This window comes from Aureimonas sp. OT7, assembly GCF_014844055.1.
Classification (GTDB): Bacteria; Pseudomonadota; Alphaproteobacteria; order Rhizobiales; family Rhizobiaceae; genus Aureimonas; species Aureimonas altamirensis_A.
The window spans coordinates 3,265,425-3,284,073 of record NZ_CP062167.1 but is presented as its reverse complement, the minus strand read 5'-3'; the positions used below and the strand labels follow the sequence as shown (position 1 = coordinate 3,284,073).

At 66.3% G+C, this 18,649-nt stretch carries 12 protein-coding genes; 9 read left to right on the top strand and 3 right to left on the bottom strand.

Going from position 1 to position 18,649, the window contains the following annotated elements:
- Positions 1 to 149 precede the first annotated feature (149 nt).
- The 8 genes from ccmI (at position 150) to IGS74_RS15690 (ending at position 10,976) form a co-directional block, all read left to right on the top strand.
- Positions 150 to 1,286, top strand: coding sequence for a c-type cytochrome biogenesis protein CcmI (gene ccmI, locus IGS74_RS15725; protein WP_192387336.1), 1,137 nt, complete (start codon positions 150 to 152; stop codon positions 1,284 to 1,286).
- The gene (gene ccmE, locus IGS74_RS15720; RefSeq protein WP_192387334.1) at positions 1,283 to 1,756 is read left to right on the top strand and encodes a cytochrome c maturation protein CcmE; all 474 of its coding nucleotides are present in this window, start codon (positions 1,283 to 1,285) and stop codon (positions 1,754 to 1,756) included. Before ccmI ends, ccmE begins: the two co-directional genes overlap by 4 nt.
- Positions 1,753 to 3,738, top strand: a complete 1,986-nt coding sequence (locus IGS74_RS15715; RefSeq protein ID WP_192387332.1) for a heme lyase CcmF/NrfE family subunit — start codon at positions 1,753 to 1,755, stop codon at positions 3,736 to 3,738. Before ccmE ends, IGS74_RS15715 begins: the two co-directional genes overlap by 4 nt.
- The gene (locus IGS74_RS15710; RefSeq protein ID WP_192387330.1) at positions 3,735 to 4,184 is read left to right on the top strand and encodes a cytochrome c-type biogenesis protein; all 450 of its coding nucleotides are present in this window, start codon (positions 3,735 to 3,737) and stop codon (positions 4,182 to 4,184) included. The genes IGS74_RS15715 and IGS74_RS15710 overlap by 4 nt, the downstream gene beginning before the upstream one ends.
- A 102-nt stretch (positions 4,185 to 4,286) precedes the next feature.
- On the top strand, positions 4,287 to 5,807 hold the full coding sequence (locus IGS74_RS15705; protein WP_192387328.1) for a Do family serine endopeptidase: 1,521 nt from the start codon (positions 4,287 to 4,289) through the stop codon (positions 5,805 to 5,807).
- Positions 5,808 to 5,941: 134 nt separating this feature from the next.
- A complete protein-coding gene (locus IGS74_RS15700; RefSeq protein ID WP_039192200.1) occupies positions 5,942 to 6,616 on the top strand; it encodes a response regulator transcription factor in 675 nt (224 codons plus the stop codon).
- A gap of 26 nt (positions 6,617 to 6,642) precedes the next feature.
- The gene (locus tag IGS74_RS15695) at positions 6,643 to 8,019 is read left to right on the top strand and encodes an ATP-binding protein (RefSeq protein WP_192391839.1); all 1,377 of its coding nucleotides are present in this window, start codon (positions 6,643 to 6,645) and stop codon (positions 8,017 to 8,019) included.
- Between the two features lie 17 nt (positions 8,020 to 8,036).
- Positions 8,037 to 10,976, top strand: a complete 2,940-nt coding sequence (locus IGS74_RS15690; protein ID WP_246722592.1) for a bifunctional [glutamine synthetase] adenylyltransferase/[glutamine synthetase]-adenylyl-L-tyrosine phosphorylase — start codon at positions 8,037 to 8,039, stop codon at positions 10,974 to 10,976.
- Between the two features lie 27 nt (positions 10,977 to 11,003).
- Here IGS74_RS15690 and IGS74_RS15685 read toward each other — a convergent pair whose 3' ends face one another.
- Together IGS74_RS15685 and pepN are read right to left on the bottom strand one after the other, a co-directional pair.
- Positions 11,004 to 13,343: an ATP-binding protein gene (locus IGS74_RS15685; RefSeq protein ID WP_192387324.1), complete on the bottom strand. Its 2,340-nt coding sequence runs from the start codon at positions 13,341 to 13,343 to the stop codon at positions 11,004 to 11,006.
- Positions 13,344 to 13,473: 130 nt separating this feature from the next.
- A complete protein-coding gene (gene pepN, locus IGS74_RS15680; RefSeq protein WP_192391838.1) occupies positions 13,474 to 16,110 on the bottom strand; it encodes an aminopeptidase N in 2,637 nt (878 codons plus the stop codon).
- A gap of 169 nt (positions 16,111 to 16,279) precedes the next feature.
- Between pepN and IGS74_RS15675 the strand changes: the two genes are divergently transcribed.
- On the top strand, positions 16,280 to 17,233 hold the full coding sequence (locus IGS74_RS15675; RefSeq protein ID WP_039192207.1) for a DMT family transporter: 954 nt from the start codon (positions 16,280 to 16,282) through the stop codon (positions 17,231 to 17,233).
- On the opposite strand, the gene IGS74_RS15670 is transcribed toward IGS74_RS15675, so the two are convergent.
- A complete protein-coding gene (locus tag IGS74_RS15670) occupies positions 17,214 to 18,533 on the bottom strand; it encodes an MFS transporter (protein ID WP_192387322.1) in 1,320 nt (439 codons plus the stop codon). The genes IGS74_RS15675 and IGS74_RS15670 overlap by 20 nt on opposite strands.
- Positions 18,534 to 18,649 lie beyond the last annotated feature (116 nt).

The following is an 18,649-nucleotide window of genomic DNA, read 5'->3' as shown; positions in this document are numbered from 1 at the left end:
CCGTCACGGATGAGCTCCGTCGCTTCCTGATAGGGAAGTGACTGTGTTTTCGTGCAACACTTTGTTAAAGCGTCTGGAACGGTTCCAGGCGTTGGTCGGGCACCGTCCACGAATTCCTGTTTCGGATCGCCGGTCGCATCGGGTTGGAAATGCTGTTCTGGATCATTGCGGGCGCGCTGACGGTCGTTGTCTGTCTGGCTTGCGTCTGGCCCTTGCTACGCCGCGAGGTGGCCCCTGCCGCACATCGTGCCGAACACGACATGGTCGTGTACCGGGCGCAGCTCGACGAGCTGGAGGCCGATGTCCGACGCGGTGTCATCGCCGCGCCCGAGGCAGCCATCGCCCGCGCCGAAATCGGACGGCGGCTGCTGAAGGCGGCCGGGGCCGGCACGGAGCGGCCGACGCCGCAACGCCGTCCGCGCTCCGCGCCCGTGGCGGCAATTCTGATGGTCGCAATTCCCGCTGCTGCCTTGGCGGGTTACCTGTCCTTCGGCTCGCCGGACGCTGGCGATATGCCATTGGCCGCCCGCGAGGCCACGCCCGATGGCGGCGACGTCGCCGCTCTGGTTGCGATGGCCGAGGCGCGACTGGCGGCCAATCCAGACGAGGGGCAGGGGTGGGATGCGCTGGCGCCGATCTATCTGCGAAACGGCGAGGCCACCAAGGCCGTAAATGCGTACCGGCGCGCAATCGACCTCCTGGGCCCCAATCCGGCGCGGCTGTCCGGCTTCGGCGAAGCGCAGGTGATGGCATCGGAAGGGCGCGTCACCGCGCAGGCTGCGGAGGCATTCAGCGCGGCCCTTGCGCTGGACCCGCAGGTGTTGCTGCCGCGCTTTTTCCTTGCGCTGCAGCTCATGCAGCAGGCGCGTTTTGCCGAGGCGGCAGACGCCTGGCAGGCGCTGTTGAACGACAGCCCGGCGGACGCCCCATGGCGGAGCTTCGCAGAGCCGGCCCTGGCCGAGGCGCGTGCCCGCTCAGGCGCGAACGCTGCCCCGCCGCCCGATGCCGCCGCCGCGATCGCGGCGCTTCCTCCGGAAGAGCAGCGTCAGCGCATCGAGGGCATGGTGGCGGGCCTCGCCGCGCGGCTGGATGCTGCGCCCGGCGACGTCGAGGGTTGGAAGCGCCTGATCCGCTCCTATGCCATACTGGGCGACAAGGAACGGGCAGGTGCTGCCCTGCAGGCGGCCGGCCGGGCCTTCAAGCCCGGTACGCCGGCGCGGAGCGACATCACGGCCCTGGCGGGAGAACTCGGGCTGGCCGATGCAGTCGGGGGGAAGGGGCAATGACACGCAAGCAGAAGCGGGCCGCCGGCCTCGCAGGTATGGTCGCCGTGGTGGCCGCGGCGGCTGGCCTTGTGCTGACGGCCTTGTCCGACAGTGTCGCCTTCTTCAATTCGCCAACGGACATCGTCGCGCGTGCGCCCGGCGACGGGCAGCGCATCCGCCTCGGCGGGCTTGTGGAGACCGGGTCCGTGGAGCGCGACGGAAACACCGTGCGCTTCCGCGTCACCGATACGGTGGAAAGCGTTGTCGTCACCTATACGGGTCTGTTGCCGGACCTCTTCCGAGAGGGGCAGGGCGTGGTGACCGAGGGCGTGCTGGGCGCCGACAGCGTGTTCGCGGCCGATACGGTTCTGGCCAAGCACGATGAAACCTACATGCCCAAGGAAATCGTCGACGACATGAAGGCGCGGGGCATCTGGCAGGAGGGCGAGCCGTTGCCACCGGCCTCCGCCGTCCGGGGGGCAGGCTCATGACGGTCGAACTCGGCCATTTCGCGCTGGTGCTGGCGGCCTGCCTGGCGCTCGTGCAATCCCTTGTTCCGCTGGTGGGCTCGCTGCGCGGCGATGTGCGCCTGATGGAAACCGGCTCGGCGACTTCCGTCGGCATCTTCGCGCTTCTGTGCCTGTCCTTCGCCGCTCTCACCATGGCCTATGCCAGTTCCGATTTCTCGGTTCTGAACGTCGTCCAGAATTCGCACTCGCTGAAGCCGATGATCTACAAGATCACCGGCGTCTGGGGCAATCACGAAGGCTCGATGCTGCTCTGGGTGCTGATCCTGGCGCTTTTCGGCGCGCTGGTCGCCAGCTTCGGCCGCGACCTGCCGGCCACTCTGAAGGCCAACGTCCTGGCGGTGCAGGGGTGGATCACGCTGGCCTTCCTGGCCTTCATCCTGTTCACTTCCAACCCGTTCACCCGCATATTTCCGGCGCCGATCGAGGGGCAGGACCTCAACCCGATCCTGCAGGATATCGGCCTCGCCATCCATCCGCCGCTCCTGTATCTCGGCTATGTCGGTTTCTCGATCTCCTTCTCCTTCGCGGTGGCCGCGTTGATCGACGGCCGCATCGACGCCGCCTGGGCCCGCTGGGTGCGGCCCTGGACATTGGCGGCCTGGGTATTTCTGACGGCCGGCATCGCCATGGGGTCGTACTGGGCCTACTACGAACTCGGCTGGGGCGGCTGGTGGTTCTGGGACCCGGTCGAGAACGCCTCCTTCATGCCGTGGCTGTCCGGCACGGCACTGCTGCATTCGGCGCTGGTGATGGAAAAGCGCTCGGCGCTGAAAATCTGGACCGTCCTTCTGGCGATCCTGACCTTCTCGCTATCGCTTCTCGGCACATTCCTGGTGCGGTCGGGCGTGCTCACCTCCGTTCACTCCTTCGCGGTGGATCCGGAGCGAGGCGTCTTCATCCTTGCCATCCTGTTCGTCTTCATCGGCGGTTCGCTGGCACTGTTCGCCTTCCGCGCCAGCGAGCTGGAGGGAGGAGGATTGTTCGCGCCGATCTCGCGCGAGGGGGCGCTCGTCTTCAACAACCTCTTCCTCACCACCGCCACCGCCACGGTGCTGATCGGCACGCTCTACCCGCTCGGCCTCGAAGTGTTGACGGGCGAGAAGATCTCTGTCGGCGAGCCCTTCTTCAACATGACGTTCGGGCCGTTGATGCTGCCGCTTCTGTTCGCGATGCCTTTCGGGCCGCTGCTGGCCTGGAAGCGGGCGGATCTGGCCGCCGCGGCCCAGCGCCTTTACGCCGTCGCGGGGGCGGCGCTGGCCGTTACCATCATCACCCTGGCGCTGACGCACGGCACGCGCATCCTCGCCGCCTTCGGCTTCGGGCTGGCGTTCTGGATCATGCTGGGCAGCCTGGCCGACCTCGGCTACCGCTCCGGCCTGCCCAAGGCGCCGTGGCGCATTGCCCTGTCCCGCCTCAAGGGACTGCCGCGCTCGGCCTTCGGTACGGCGCTGGCGCATTTCGGCATTGGCGTGACGCTGCTCGGTATCGTGGCCGTCAGCGCCTTCGAAACCGAGACGGTCACGGTGATGGCGCCCGGCGATACGGTGCAGGTCGGTGGCAATATCCTGCGTTTCGAACGGATGGAATCCCGCCAGGGCCCCAACTACCATGACGACGTCGGCATTTTCGCGCTGGTACGCGACGGATGGAGCACCGTCACCATCGAAAGCGCCAAGCGCTTCTATCCGGCCCGGCAGATGCCCACGACCGAGGCGGGCATCTACACCCATGTCTTCAGCCAGACCTACGTGTCGCTCGGGGATGCGTCTGCCAATGGCGGCGCCAATGTCGTGCGTGTGTGGTACAAGCCGCTGGTGACGCTCATCTGGTATGGCTGCGTGCTGATGGCGCTTGGTGGCGCGGTTTCCCTTGCAGACCGGCGTCTGCGCGTCGGCGCGCCGGCACGCCGGCGCAAGCCCGCGTCACTGGAGGCCGGCGCATGAGGCTGCTGTTCGCCCTTCTGGTCCTATGCGCCACCTTGCTGCCCGCCCACGCCGTGCAACCCGACGAAGTGCTCGCAAACCCGGCGCTGGAGGCCCGCGCCCGGATGCTTTCGGCCGGGCTCCGATGCATGGTCTGCCAGAACCAGTCGATAGACGACAGCGATGCGCCGCTGGCCCGCGATCTGCGCCTGCTGGTGCGGGAAAGGCTGGAGGCCGGCGACAGCGACCGCGAGGTGTTGTCGTACCTCACGGATCGCTATGGCGAATTCGTGCTGCTGCGCCCGCCCTTCCGCCTCGGCACGGCCCTCCTGTGGGGCTTTCCGGTGCTGTTGCTGCTGGCCGGGCTGCTTTTCCTTCTGGTGCGCGCACGCGGCCGGCATCGCGGCGAGTCACGCCTGACGGAAGAGGAAGAGCGGGCGTTGAGGAACCTTACGAACATTTCATGAGGCGGCAAAGCTACCGTAATTCTGCCGCCACTATACATCGATGCGACAGGGACGGCGCGACGGCTGTCCCCACTGGTTTCAGCACTCTTGAGAGGTCGCTCGATGAAAACGCTCCTGGACTCCCGCTTGAAGCGCCGTGTCAGTGCCGCCGCGCTGGCTGCCGGCATTGCCGGCTTTGCCTTCGGTGGCGTTCTAACCAACACCTACCCGTCCAATGCCCAGCCGGTGACGGTCGAAAACCCCAAGGAGCAGTTCGGCTTCGCCGACGTGGTGGACAAGGTTTCCCCGGCCGTCGTGTCGGTGCGGGTGCGTGGTGAAACCCGCCCCGTCGCCTCGCGCGGGGAAAGCATGCAGTCGCCCTTCGACAACCTTCCTGAAGATCATCCGCTGCGCCGCTTCTTCGATTTCGGCAACCCGGGCCAGCCGGGCGGACCGCAGGGCCGGCCGGGGCCCAGGCCGCAACAGCGGCCGAGCATGGCGCAGGGCTCGGGCTTCTTCATCTCCGACGACGGCTATATCGTCACCAACAACCACGTCGTGGCGGATGGCGACAACTTCACCGTCGTCACGGACAAGGGCAAGGAATACAATGCGGAGCTGGTCGGCACGGACCCGCGCACCGACCTCGCCCTGCTGAAGGTCAACGAGGACGACGTCAAGTTCACCTATGTCGATTTCGCCGACGACACGCGCATGCGGGTCGGTGACTGGGTCGTGGCCGTCGGCAATCCGTTCGGCCTCGGCGGCTCGGTGACCGCCGGCATCATCTCGGCGCGCGGCCGCGACATCGGCGCCGGCCCTTACGACGACTTCCTGCAGATCGATGCGGCGGTGAACCGTGGCAATTCCGGTGGTCCGGCCTTCAACCTCGAAGGCAAGGTGGTCGGCGTCAACACGGCCATCTACTCGCCGTCGGGCGGCAATGTCGGCATCGCCTTCGCCATTCCGGCTTCGACCGCGCAGAACGTCATCAACTCTCTGCGGCAGAACGGCTCCGTCCAGCGCGGCTGGCTGGGCGTGCAGATCGCGCCGGTTACCCAGGACATCGCCGACGCCGTCGGCTTGAGCGAGGACAAGGGCGCTATCGTCACCCTACCCGACAACGAGACGCCGGCATCCAAGGCCGGCATCCGCACCGGCGACGTCATCACCGCGGTCAACGGGCAGACGGTGGACACGCCGCGCGAGCTTGCCCGCGATATCGCCAACTTCCGTCCGGGCGCCGAGGTGGATATCACCGTCTGGCGCAATGGCGCGGCGGAAAACCTCAAGGTCACGCTGGGCGATCTGTCGTCGCTGGACGAATCGGCTTCGGCAAACGGCACGCAGCGCAGCGTTCCGACCGACCCGTCGGCGCTGGCGGGCTATGGCCTCAAGCTGACCCCCTCCGACGATGGCGACGGCGTCGTGGTGACGGATATCGACGCGGATTCCGAAGCGGCCACCAGGGGCGTGCAGGTGGGTGACGTCATCGTAGCGGTCAACGGGACGGAAGTCCGGAGCCAGGGCGATATCGAGTCGGCCATCAAGGCCGCCTCCGATGCCGGCCGCAAGGCGGCCCTGTTCCAGATCCGCTCCGGCGATCAGAACCGCTTCGTCGCCCTGCCGATCGACGAGGGTTGATCGCGGAAAGTCAGGCACGGCGGCGCGGGTTCGATCCTGCGCCGCCTTACTTTGCACAAGTGAGGGTCAGGGCGATGCAGATGGCCGGCACGACGGAGTTTTCAGGGGCGCCGAACGGCGCTACACCTTGCCCCATGCGAATATTGCTCATCGAAGACGACAACGAAGCGGCGTCCTATCTGGTCAAGGCCCTGCGGGAAGCCGGCCACGTGGCCGACCGTGCCGCCGATGGCGATACAGGCTTCAACCTTGCCGATACGCAGGGCTATGACGTCTGGATCGTCGACAGGATGCTGCCGGGCCGCGATGGCCTGTCGCTCATTTCGGGGCTTCGCGCCAAGGGCAACCAGACGCCGGCGCTGATTTTGTCGGCGCTGGGGCAGGTCGACGATCGGGTCACGGGGCTGCGCGCCGGTGGCGACGACTACCTCACCAAGCCCTTCTCCTTTTCCGAGCTTCTGGCGCGGGTGGAGGTGCTGGGCCGCCGTCGCGGCGCCAGGGACCAGGAAACCACCTACAGGGTCGGCGACCTGGAACTGGACAGGCTGTCCCACGAGGTTCGACGCGGCGGCAAGCCCATCATCCTGCAGCCGCGCGAATTCCGGCTTCTGGAATATTTGATGAAGCATGCGGGCCAGGTCGTCACCCGCACCATGCTTCTGGAAAATGTCTGGGATTATCATTTCGATCCCCAGACCAACGTGATCGACGTGCACATCTCCCGCCTGCGCTCCAAGATCGAGCGCGAGTTCTCCTCGCCGCTGCTTCACACGGTTCGGGGCTCCGGCTACATCATGCGAACGGACTGACGCCGGTGCGGAGATTGTGCGCCTTGATGCGGATGACGTCCGTCCGCCTCTCGGCGGTGTTCCTGACGCTGTTCGCCATCTTCGCCATCGTTCTCGTCGTCTACGTCACGGCAACGGCGGCCGGTATCCTGCAGCAGCAGAGCCGGGCGGTCATCTCCGACGAGATCCGCGAGCTCGGCGGCGTCTACGGTCGGGGCGGCATCGTGGCGCTCGTGCGGTCCATCGACCAGCGGTCCCGCCAGCCGGGCGCCTCGCTCTACCTCGTCACCGATCCGACCGGGCGGATCCTGTCCGGCAATGTGCAGAGCCTGGATTTCGGTGTGCTCGACAAGACGGGCTTTATCGGAAGCCCGTTCGGATACGAGCGCTTCACCGAGGACGAATCCGACCGCTACCACATGGCGGTCGCCGAGGTGGTGACGCTTCCCAACGGCATGCGCGTTCTCGTCGGCCGCGATACGACGGATATCGAGCGCATCCGCACGGTCGTACGCGACGCGCTCGTGCTGGCGCTCGGCCTCATGGGCGCCGGCGCGCTGTTCGCCTGGCTGTTCGTCGGCCGTCATGCCCTTCACAGGCTGGACCTCATGTCTCATTCGTCGCGCCGCATCCTGGCGGGCGATCTCAACGAGAGACTGCCGGTCACGGGTGCCGGCGACGAGTTCGACCGCCTGTCCGAAAACATGAACGCCCTTCTGGCGCGCGTCGCCCTGCTGCAGGAAGGGCTGCGCCAGGTATCCGACAATATCGCCCATGACCTCAAGACACCGCTGACCCGTCTGCGCAACCGGGCCGAGGCAGCCCTGGTGGATCGCCAGGCCGATCCGCGCCAGGCGCTGGAAGCCGCGGTGGCGGAAGCCGACCAGATGATCCGCACCTTCGACGCGCTGCTGATGATCGGGCGGGTGGAGGCGGGCTCTCACCCTGTGGAGAAGGTCAAGGTCGACCTGTCCGCCATGGTGGCCGATGTCGCCGAGCTGTACGAGCCTCTGGCCGAAGAGGCCGGCGCAACCTTGCGGGTGGATGCTCCTGGCCCGGTGGAGGCGATGGTGAGCCGCGAGCTGATCGCGCAGACGCTTTCCAACCTGATCGACAATGCGCTGAAATACGGTGTCGCCGCCGGCGGCGCGTCCGAGGTCCTGGTATCCGTGGCGAGGCAGGAGGGCATCTGCCGTCTGGTGATCGCGGACAATGGACCCGGTATCCCCGAGGCGCAGCGCGAACGCGTGTTCGAGCGCTTCTATCGGCTGGATTCCAGCCGGACCAAACCCGGTTCCGGGCTTGGCCTGTCGCTGGTCCAGGCCATCGCGCGCCTGCATGGCGGCGCGGTACATATCGAAGATGGGGCGCCCGGGTTGCGGGTTGTGATCGAATTCCCCGACGGGATAAGCTCCCCGGCGTAAGGGGGAGGGGCATGGGCGTGACGGACAGTCTGATCGGCGGGCAGGCGGAGCTTGTCCCAATGGATGCGGCGCGGGCAGAGACCTGGCTTGCCGATCTCGGCGCGGCGGCGGCCGAAGCCGGCTGCGAACGGCTCGCCCGCTTCCTTACGCGCGATACGGCGGATCGCCGGCGGCTGGGCGCCGTCATGGACCTGTCGACCTACCTGAACGGACTGCTGCTCGCCCATCCCGAATGGCTCGAGCGTCTGTTCGATGAATCCGCCCAGGCCCGTCTGTCGGACATCCTGCGCGAGCTTGCCCAACCGCTGGCAGCGGATGCCGGCGAAAAGGGCGAGATGGCGGCAATGCGCCTTGCCAAGTCCGAGTTCAGCCTGCTCGTTGCGCTGCTGGATCTGTTCGGGGCCGAGGACGAGGACTATGTCACCCGTCATTTGTCGGCATTAGCCGAGGCTTGCACAAGCCGCGCGCTGCGCTTCTGCCTGGTCGACCTGCACCGGCGCGGACAATTGCAGCTTCCGGACCCGGACAGGCCCGAGCTGGGATGCGGCTTGTTCGTGCTGGGCATGGGCAAGCTGGGCGGGCGCGAACTCAACTATTCCAGCGACATCGATCTCATCCTGATATTCGATCCGGATGTTCCGGCCATCGTGGATCCGCCCGAATGCGTCGAGATGTTCTCGCGGCTGGCAAGGCGCCTGGTCAAAATGATCGGGGAACGCACCGGCCAGGGCTATGTGTTCCGGACGGATCTTCGGTTGCGGCCGGACCCGTCGGCCATGCCGCTTGCCATCCCGCTTCCGACAGCCCTGATCTACTATGAAAGCGCCGGCCGCGACTGGGAGCGCGCGGCGATGATAAAGGCGCGCTGCATCGCCGGCGACACGGCCGCCGCCGACGAATTCCTGACCGCGATGACGCCCTTCGTCTATCGTCGCTATCTGGATTTTTCCGCTATCCGCGACATCCAGCACATGAAGGACCGCATGGACAGGCACCGCGGTTTCAGCGGTCTCGGCGTTGTCGGACACAACGTCAAACTGGGCCGTGGCGGCATCCGCGAAATCGAGTTCATAGCCCAGACGCAGCAACTCATCGCCGGGGGGCGGGCCCCCGAGCTGCGCCAGCGGCGCACGGTGGATACGCTGCAGCGGCTTTCCGACGGCGGTTGGATCTCCCCGCATGACAGCGCCGAACTGATCGAAAGCTACTGGTTCCTGCGGCATGTGGAGCATGTGCTGCAGATGATGGCAGACGAGCAGACCCATACCTTGCCCGACGCACCCCATGATCTTGCCCGGGTGGCGCTTCTGGCGGGATTTCCATCGCTCGACCTGTTCTCCCGCACCCTGCTGATGCATCTGGCGCGCGTGGACAAGCGGTTCGCCCGCCTGTTCGCCGGGCGGCAGGAGGCCTGCGACGTGCCGGCCGTGGTGGCCGCGCTCACCGACGAATCGGACGAGGAAGCGTTGGAGTGGTTGCGGGAGGCCGGCTATCGCAGGCCGCAGGATATCGCTCACATCGTCTCTGGATGGGGCGCGGCCCGCTATCGTGCGATGCGTTCGGAGGCAGCCCGCGAACAACTCGCCAGGATGCTGCCCAACATCCTGTCCGCCTTTGCGCAAGGGCGGGATCCCGATGCCGCAATCGCGATCTTCGACCGCTTCCTCGCCGGGCTGCCCGCCGGCCTGCAATTCTTTGCCCTCATCACGTCCAACCCGCGCCTTCTGGATCTCATGGCGCTGATCCTTACCTCCGCGCCGGGCCTGACGGAAACGATCGCGCGGCGGCCCCACGTCTTCGACGCCCTCATCGACCCGACCTTCTACGGAGAGCTGCCGACCCGCGCGCTGATCGGCGAGAGGCTGGATGCCTTCCTTGCAGATTCCCCATCACACGAGGACCGCCTCGACAGGCTGCGCATCTTCGCCAACGAACAGAAGTTCCTGATCGGGGTGCGTCTCTTGTCGGGCGCCATCGAGGGGGAAGAAGCGGGTACCGCTCTGTCCGATCTTGCCGATACGATCATCCCGGCTCTGCTGCGCACGGTGGAAGCGGAATTCGCCCTGCGTCATGGCCGCGTGCGCGGCGGGCGGATCGGTCTCCAGGGGCTTGGACGGCTCGGCAGCCACGAACTGACGGCGTCCTCCGACGTGGACCTGATCCTCTTCTACGATCATGACGAGGATACCGAGGAGTCGGATGGCGAAAAGCCGCTGCCCGTGTCCACCTACTATACGCGGCTGACGCAGCGCCTGATTTCCGCGATGACGTCGCCGATGGCGGAGGGGGTCCTCTACGAAGTGGATTTTCGCCTGCGGCCTTCCGGCAACAAGGGGCCACTGGCGACCCATGTGGACGCTTTCCGCCGCTATCAGCGTGAAGAGGCCTGGACCTGGGAGCGCATGTCGCTCACCCGCTCGCGTCCGATCGTCGGCGGACAGATGCTGATGGAAGAGGTTGGCGCCATCATCCGCGAAGCCATCGACACGCATCGCAATGACGCGGGGCTTGCCGGCGATGTGGCTGCGATGCGGATGCGGATCGGCCGCGACAAGCCACCCCGCGGTCCGCTGGACCTGAAGCTCATTCCCGGCGGCTTGATCGACCTGGAATTCATCGCGCAATGGGCAATCCTGTCCGGCGCGGTCGCGGACACGCTCATCGGCGCTTCGACGGCCGACATCCTCGATGCGTTGCAGAAGGCGCGTCCCGAACTGGCCGATCGCAGGCTGGCAGAGACGATGCGCCTGTTCACGCGTATCGTGCAGCTGAACCGGCTCGGCACCGGCAGTGCGCGGACGGTGGACGATCTTCCACGGGGTCTCGCGGAGCGCATGGCGCGGGCGATCGGGCAGGATGAGGTTGCCGGTATAGAGCCCGAAATCGCCCGGCGCGCGGCAATCGTGCGCGCCGCCTTCGACGATCTGTTGCCCCTGGCCGATACCAAGGCCGGCTGATCGGGCAGGGCGGGGCGCGCCGATACGCTAGATTGTTTCGGCGCCGGTTTGCGACAGGAGCGGCATCCGGAACGAAACGACCGTTCCCCGGCCGACCCGGCTGGAAATGCGCATCGAACCGCCCTGCAACTCCACCAGCGAGCGGGCAATCGCCAGGCCAAGGCCTGTTCCCTTGTTCGTGCGGGTCAACTCGTTCTCGACCTGCTCGAAGGGAAGGCCCAGCTTCGACAGCGCCGATGCCGGGATGCCGATGCCGCTGTCGGCTATGGAGATCAGCGCATGGCCTCCGGCTATGCGTGTGCGCAGCCGTACCGTGCCGCCATCGGGCGTGAACTTCACCGCGTTGGACATCAGGTTCAACAGAACCTGCTTCATCGCCCGCCGGTCCCCTTTCAGGCGCATCTCGGCTGCAAGCTCACGCTTGAGGGTCAGCTTCTTGGCCGCCGCCTGCACTTCGAGAATGCGGATGGCCTCGCCGGTGACGGCGCCGACATCGATCTCTTCCAGCGCCATGACCATGCGGCCGGCCTCGATCTTCGACATGTCGAGGATGTCGTCGATGAGCTTGAGGAGATAGTGCCCGCTTTGATGGATATCGGATGCGTATTCGCTGTATTTTTCGTTGCCGATGGGCCCGAAGGCGCAGTCGCGCATGATCTCGGAAAAGCCGATGATGGCGTTCAGCGGCGTTCGCAGCTCGTGGCTCATATTGGCAAGGAAGGTCGTCTTGGCGCGGTTCGCGCCTTCCGCCCTGTCCTTCTCGACGATGTAGCTTTCGTTCATTTCGGACAGGGCGCGTGCCTTGGCCTCGGCGTCGCGCCGGGCTGCGGACAGGTCGTTGATGGTGGCCATCAGACGCCGCTCGCTGTCGCTTAGCCGTTCCTGATGCACCTTGAGCTGCGTAACGTCGGTGCCGATGGACACATAGCTGCCGTCGCCCATTCGGCGCTCGGATACCTGCAGCCATCGGCCATCCGCCAGCAACGCCTCCGACGCGCGTTCGCCCGCCACGAAGCTGGGGCTGGTCAGCTTGCGTTCGGCGATCGGCTTGCGCGATCGGGCCGAGATGCTGTCCTTCGTCGCGCCGGGTGCGATATCCCTGTCGGAGAGGCCGAAGACCTCCTGATACTTAGAGTTGCACAGAACAAGCCGATCCTGGCTGTCCCACAACACGAAGGTTTCCGAGATGTTCTCGATCGCGTTCTGCAGCCGGGTATTCGCCTCGTTCGTCATGCGCGCCAGCGTCTGGTTTTCGCTGACATCGACCGCCACGCCGATCAGATGGATATCGTTCTGCGCGTTGCGAACGACCTCGGCGCGCGCGCGCAGCCAGATGAACTGGCCGTCCGAGCGGCGCATTCGGAAGGAGCGCTCCATATTGACCAGGCGTCCGGATGCGATCTGCCGTGCGATCTCGAAGAAGCTGCCATCGTCCGGATGGATCAGGCGCGATACCTCTCCGAAAGAAAGAACGCCCTCCTGCGGACGCATGCCGAGGATTTCGTACATGGATCGCGACCAGTACATGCGTCCGCGCGCCAGATCCCAGTCCCAAAGCCCGCAACGGCCGCGCGACAGGGCGGTGTCGACGCGCTGGTGCGCTTCGGCAAGCATGGCGTCCGTCATCGCCACGCGCGCCGACTGGCGGAAATAGGCGAGAAGAATGGTCAGGAGCACGATGCCGGTCAACGCGAACAGCGTGACGTTGATGGAGGCGATGCGCCGCCAGTCGGCGAAAAGAGCCCGCTCCGGCTGAATCAGAACGACGGCACCCAGCGGCGCTTCGAGGATGCTTCCGGCGATCAGCGATACCTCGCTTTCGATCTCGGTGCGCATGACGCCGGCCTGCTCGCCGAAGACCAGCAGCGCCTCAGCCTGGCCCAGGGATTCCGCCGCGATCCGCCCGACCAGGGGGTCCGTACCGGACGTGGAGGCAACGATGCGCCCGGAGATATCCGTCACCACGGCCTTCGCGCCGTGGTCCGCGATGCCGAGGGGCAGCGCCTCGGACAGGAGGCGCCGGGCACTGGCCGCCGCCGTGGCGCCCTCGGCGCCGCTTTGCGCGTCTTCCAGCCGCAGCATGGTTGCGGTGACGGCAAGGCGTTCGCGCGCGGCGGTCTCGATCGCGCCGCGATGCTCCATCAGCGAGACGAACCGCACGAAAGCCAGGATGATGAGGAACAGCACCGCAAGGAAGGGGATCGCCTTGCGCAGGCCCGGCTCCAGGCCGGCCAGGTTGGCTTGCGGGTTGCTTAGGAATCGCTTCAGCCAGGTGCCGGCTTGCGACAGGCCGTCGAGCGTGGCGCGCGCCGGCCTGAGGCGGCGTATGCCGCGCCTCGCCGGCACTCCCCCAGCGTCCGCCACCATGGCAATTGCCCCCGCTTGCCGTTGCCGCCGGCCTATGCCGCCCGGCCCCCGAATCGGCTTCAATGAATCAGAGGCCGAATCACTTGTCCAGTGCGCCAGAGGCTAAAACCATTGCGAAAGGGTTGATCTTTCAGCGCAGGGTGCGGTCCAGTATGTCGGCCAGATCGCGCGACAGGCCGCCTCGGCCGGCCAGTTCGGTCAAGGCCGCCTGCGCCGCCTCGCGGCGCACCGGTTCCATCAACCGCCACGAGCGGAAGGCCGTGGCCATGCGGGCCGCCGTCTGGGGGTTCAGCGTGTCGAGCTTGCCCAGCATGTCCGCCATCCAGCGGTAGCCGGCTCCGTCGGCCCGGTGGAAGACGTAGGGGTTCAACCCCGCCAGGCCGGCAAGCAGGGCGCGGGCCCGGTTCGGGTTGGCCAGGCGGAAGGCTGGATGGGCCGCCAGTTCGATGACCTTGTCCAGCGTGCCGGCGTCCGGCGCGCTTGCCTGGAGCATGAACCATTTGTCCAGGACCAGCGGATCGTCCACGAAGCGGTCGTAAAAGGCGCCCAAGGCCGCTTCCGCCGGGCCAGACCCGGCGAAATGGTGCGTCAGGACGGTCAGCGCGGCGAGGCGGTCGCTCATGTTGCGGGCCGTGTCGTATTGCGTCACCGCAACCGCCGGATCGCCGGCGGCGACGGCAAGCGGCGCCAGAAGCGTGTTCCGGAGGGCGCGCCGTCCTGCGGCCTGTGCGGACGGAGAGAAGGCGCCCGTGTCGTCCAGCGCGCGGCGGAGCGCTTCGAACGTGTCCCGTCCGCGGCGGCCGAGGGCGGCGAGTGTACTGACGCGCAGCGCATGGATGACGTCGGTGTCGACATCCTCGGCAACCAGCCGCGTCAGCTCCGTTTCGCCCGGCAGGCTCACCATCTGGGCGCGCAGGGCCGGCTCCAGCGTTTCGTCGGCCGCCGCCGCCACCATGGCGTCGAGGACGCCGTCGGGAATGGAGTCCTGTCCGTTTCGTATGGCCGCAACGAGCGCGTCGCCGACCAAGTCCGTCAAGGCGCGCCACCGGCCGAACGGGTTGGGGTCCAGCCGCGCCAGCGCCAGCCTGTCGGCCTCCGCCTCCTGGTAGCGAAGATCCACGGGGGCGCTGAAATCGCGCAGGATGGACAGGTAGGGACGACCGCTAAGACCCTCGAACGTCACCGTCGCCTCTTCGGCGGTCAGGTGGATGAGGTCTCCATCGATGCGCGCCTCGGTGCTGGACCCGCGCACGTCGAGGTCCTGGCCGTTGGCGCCCACCAGCCCGTAGCGGACCGGAATATGCATCGGCCGCGTGCCCGTGCCCGCCGCGCCCTTGTCGAGGGACTGGCGCAGGCGCACCGTCAACCGGCCCGCCGTCTCGTCGTAGATCTGCGAAACCTCCAGCTTCGGCGTCCCGGCCTGCTGGTACCACAGGAAGAACTGGGTAAGGTCTATGCCGCCGGCATCCTCGAAGCAGGTCACGAAATCTTCGACTGTCGCCGCCTCGCCATCATGGCGCTCGAAATAGAGGTCCATTCCGGCCCGGAATTTCTGCTCGCCGAGGATCGTGGCGATCATCCGGACCAGTTCGCTGCCTTTGTCGTAGACCGTCGCCGTGTAGAAATTGTTGATCTCGCGGTACTGGGTCGGGCGCACCGGATGCTGCAGCGGCCCCTGGTCTTCCGGAAACTGGTTCGCCTTGAGCGTATGCACGCTGGCGATCCGCTTGACCGGGCGGGAGCGTTCGTCCGACGAGAACTCCTGGTCGCGGTAGACGGTCAACCCTTCCTTGAGGCAAAGCTGGAACCAGTCGCGGCAGGTGATGCGGTTGCCCGTCCAGTTGTGGAAATACTCGTGTGCGATGACGGTTTCGACACCGGCATAGTCGGCATCCGTGGCCGTGTCGGGATCGAGAAGAACGTATTTGTGGTTGAATACGTTGAGCCCCTTGTTCTCCATCGCGCCCATGTTGAAGTCCGAAATGGCGACGATGTTGAAGACATCGAGATCGTATTCGCGGCCGAAGCGCCGCTCATCCCATCGCATCGATCGCTTCAGCGCATCCATGGCGTAGCCGGCGCGCTCGCTCAAACCGCGCTCGGTATAGATGGTCAGGGCGACCTCGCGTCCGCTGCCGGTCACGAATTGCTCGCTCAGGGCGTCGAGGCGGCCGGCGACGACGGCGAACAGGTAGGACGGCTTGGGGTGCGGATCGAACCATTCGGCAAAGTGCCGCAACTCGCCCAGCGGCCCGCCGCCCACCGGATTGCCGTTGGCCAGCAGGATAGGGGCGGCCTCGCGGTCGGCCTCCAGCCGCACGCGATAGGTGGCGAGGCAATCGGGCCTGTCGAGGAAATACGTGATGCGGCGAAACCCTTCCGCCTCGCATTGCGTGCACCAGACCCCGTTGGACCGATAGAGGCCCATCAGCTTGGTGTTCTTTTCCGGCTCGATCCGCGTGCCGATCGCCAGCCTGAACCGCCCGCTCGGCGGCAGGCCGCGGACGGCGAGCCTGTCCGCGCTTGCCTCGAAGCTCTGTGTCGGCAACGCGTGGCCGTCGAGCGCCAGCGTCGTCAAGGTCAGTTCGTCGCCGTCCAGACGCAGCTCCGCATCGGCCGCCGCGCCGGGCCGGCGCTCGAGCTCCAGCGTCGTGTCGATATCCGCATGCCCTTCGAACAGCCGGACCGTCATGTCCACATGGTGGATCCGGAAGTCCGCCGGGCGGTAATCCTCGAGCCTGATCGTAACGCCGTCTTCGTCGCGCATCGCGTCCTCGCTTGCCATGCCGCCGTCGCACTCACGCTATGCCACCGCGACGGTGGGAACTTGATCCGTTTGCACCGCGGCGATGGGTCGACGCAAGCCGGTTAAGATAATAAGACTGGCGTAACATCCGTTACGTCCATTCCCCCGCATCCAGTCCGGCCCCGATTCCATGCCCAGCCCGTCCAAGCCATCGCATCAGGAGCCGCGCCCGCTCTACGGCATCGGCCTCAAGGTGCTGTCCGTCATGATCTTCGTCGGAATGCAGACCTGCCTGAAGGCCGTGGGCGACGATGTCCCGGCGGGGCAGCTGGTGTTCTTCCGGTCCTTCTTCGCCCTGATCCCGGTGGTCATCTATCTCTGGTGGCTCGGCGACCTCGGGACGGCCCTCGCCACCGACGACATCGGCGGCCATTTCATTCGCGGCATCGTCGGCGTCACCTCGATGGGGCTGGGGTTCTTCGCGCTGTCGCGGCTGCCCTATCCGGAATGGATATCCCTGTCATACGGGGCGCCGCTGCTGACGGTGGTCTTCGCCGCGATCTTCCTGAAGGAAGTGGTCCGCGCCTATCGCTGGGTTGCCGTCCTGGTCGGCCTGTGCGGCATCGTCATCGTGGCCGCGCCGAATTTCAGCCTGTCTTCGGGCGACATGGATTCAGCCCATGCGGTGGGGGCGCTGGCGTCGCTGGGCGGCGCCGCGATGGCGGCAATCGCGATGATCCAGGTGCGGCGCCTGGTGGCGCACGAGAAGACGGCCACGATCGTCGTCTATTTCTCCATGACATGCAGCATCATCGCCCTGGTCACGCTGCCGTTCGGCTGGGTGGTGCCGGACGGACGGCAGGCGGTGCTGCTGGTCGGGGCGGGGCTGTGCGGCGGGGTCGGGCAGTTGCTGCTCACGGCCTGCTACCGCTATGCCGATACGTCCACCATCGCGCCGTTCGAGTATACGTCGATGATAGCGGCGGTGGTGATCGGCTACACGGTTTTCAACGAAGAGGTGACGGCGACGACGCTGCTGGGTGCCTTCATCGTCATATCAGCCGGCCTGTTCATCATTTTTCGAGAGCATCGGCTGGGGCTGGAGCGGCGGCGAGCGCGCAAGGTCAGCCCGCCGTCTCCCTGACGGGCTCCCCGCCCTCGGGCGGGAAACCTTCTTCGTCGTCGTGCTGCGCCGTGGCAATCTCGTTGGCCACTTCGGCGCGCGGGTCCAGCGCAAAGGTCGCCGGCGTCTGGGTGCGGGCCAGCGGCGTCGACTGGAAGTCGTCGCGGATTTCGGCCGGCAACGACTGACGCCGCGTCGTACGATACAGGGTGTAGGCCGCATAGGCGGCGTGGGCCGAGCCGGTGGCCACGAAGATGCCCATGGCACCGTAATTCTCCATCAGGAAGGCCGCAAAAAGCGGCCCGCCCATCGTGCCGACGCCATAGAGGATCAGCATGCCCCCCGAAATCTTCACGAAATCGGCGGCGTCGGCAAAGTCGTTGGCGTGGGCGACGGCCAACGAATAGGCCGGATAGATCATCCCGCCGAGCAGAAAGGCGAAGAAGAACAGGACCGCCGGCGTGGTGGACGAAATTCCGATGGCCGCCGTCGCCACGGCGACGCCCATCGCGCCGATGCCCGTCATCACCATGCGCCGGTCGATGCGGTCCGACAGGCGGCCCAGCGGATACTGGAAGACCATACCGCCGGCCATGGTAGCAACCAGCAGCGTTGCGATGCTGGCCGTGGAAAAGCCGAGCTCCGTCCCGAAGACTGGCGCCATGTTGGACCAGGCCCCGGCCAGCACCCCCGCCAGGAACACGCCGACCGCCGCCGCAGGGGAATTGCGGAACAAAGCGGGCAGGTCCAGCCGCACCTGGGTCAGCGGCTTGGGGCTCTGCGCCCGCGACAGGGCGTTGGGGATGACGGCCAGGCAGAAGAAGATCGCGCACAGCATGAACGGGATCGTCAGCAGCGGATTGCTCAGCGGCAGGACATATTGGCCGGACATCATCGCGGCCATCGATATCATCATGTAGAGCGAGAAGATCCGCCCGCGCGATTCATTGGTGACGCGCTCGTTGAGCCAGCTTTCGATGATCATGTAGGAGCCGGCCAGCGCGAAACCGGATACGCCGCGCAGCAGAATCCAGCCGATCGGTGAAACGATCATCGCGTGCAGCAGGATCGCGATGGCCAGAAGGGCAGCAAGGCTGCAGAAGGTGCGGACATGCCCGGCGCTGCGCACGATGCGCGGCGCGATCAGGCAGCCGACCGTGAAGAAGATCGCGTAGCCCGTGCCCAGCCAGCCGATCTGATACGGAGACCAGTTTTCCAGCGAGCCGCGAACCGGCAGCAGAATGCCCTGCAGTCCGGCACCGGCCATCAGGAAGAACGTCGACGTCAGCAGAGAAACGATAGGCAATAGTTGAGCGCGCATGTCGGGCCTTGCAGGTGTTCTGTCGATGGGCGCCAAACCGTCAGGGCGCGAGCATCCGCACATGCTCTATTGGCACCGCACCGCCTTCGCCAGTCTCATAGCGACGGATCGTGTCG

Coding starts and splice junctions, on each gene's coding strand:
- ccmI (WP_192387336.1), top strand. CDS start 150: ATGCTGTTCTGGATCATTGCGGGCGCGCTGACGGTCGTTGTCTGTCTG.
- ccmE (WP_192387334.1), top strand. CDS start 1,283: ATGACACGCAAGCAGAAGCGGGCCGCCGGCCTCGCAGGTATGGTCGCC.
- IGS74_RS15715 (WP_192387332.1), top strand. CDS start 1,753: ATGACGGTCGAACTCGGCCATTTCGCGCTGGTGCTGGCGGCCTGCCTG.
- IGS74_RS15710 (WP_192387330.1), top strand. CDS start 3,735: ATGAGGCTGCTGTTCGCCCTTCTGGTCCTATGCGCCACCTTGCTGCCC.
- IGS74_RS15705 (WP_192387328.1), top strand. CDS start 4,287: ATGAAAACGCTCCTGGACTCCCGCTTGAAGCGCCGTGTCAGTGCCGCC.
- IGS74_RS15700 (WP_039192200.1), top strand. CDS start 5,942: ATGCGAATATTGCTCATCGAAGACGACAACGAAGCGGCGTCCTATCTG.
- IGS74_RS15695 (WP_192391839.1), top strand. CDS start 6,643: ATGCGGATGACGTCCGTCCGCCTCTCGGCGGTGTTCCTGACGCTGTTC.
- IGS74_RS15685 (WP_192387324.1), bottom strand. CDS start 13,343: ATGGTGGCGGACGCTGGGGGAGTGCCGGCGAGGCGCGGCATACGCCGC.
- pepN (WP_192391838.1), bottom strand. CDS start 16,110: ATGCGCGACGAAGACGGCGTTACGATCAGGCTCGAGGATTACCGCCCG.
- IGS74_RS15675 (WP_039192207.1), top strand. CDS start 16,280: ATGCCCAGCCCGTCCAAGCCATCGCATCAGGAGCCGCGCCCGCTCTAC.
- IGS74_RS15670 (WP_192387322.1), bottom strand. CDS start 18,533: ATGCGCGCTCAACTATTGCCTATCGTTTCTCTGCTGACGTCGACGTTC.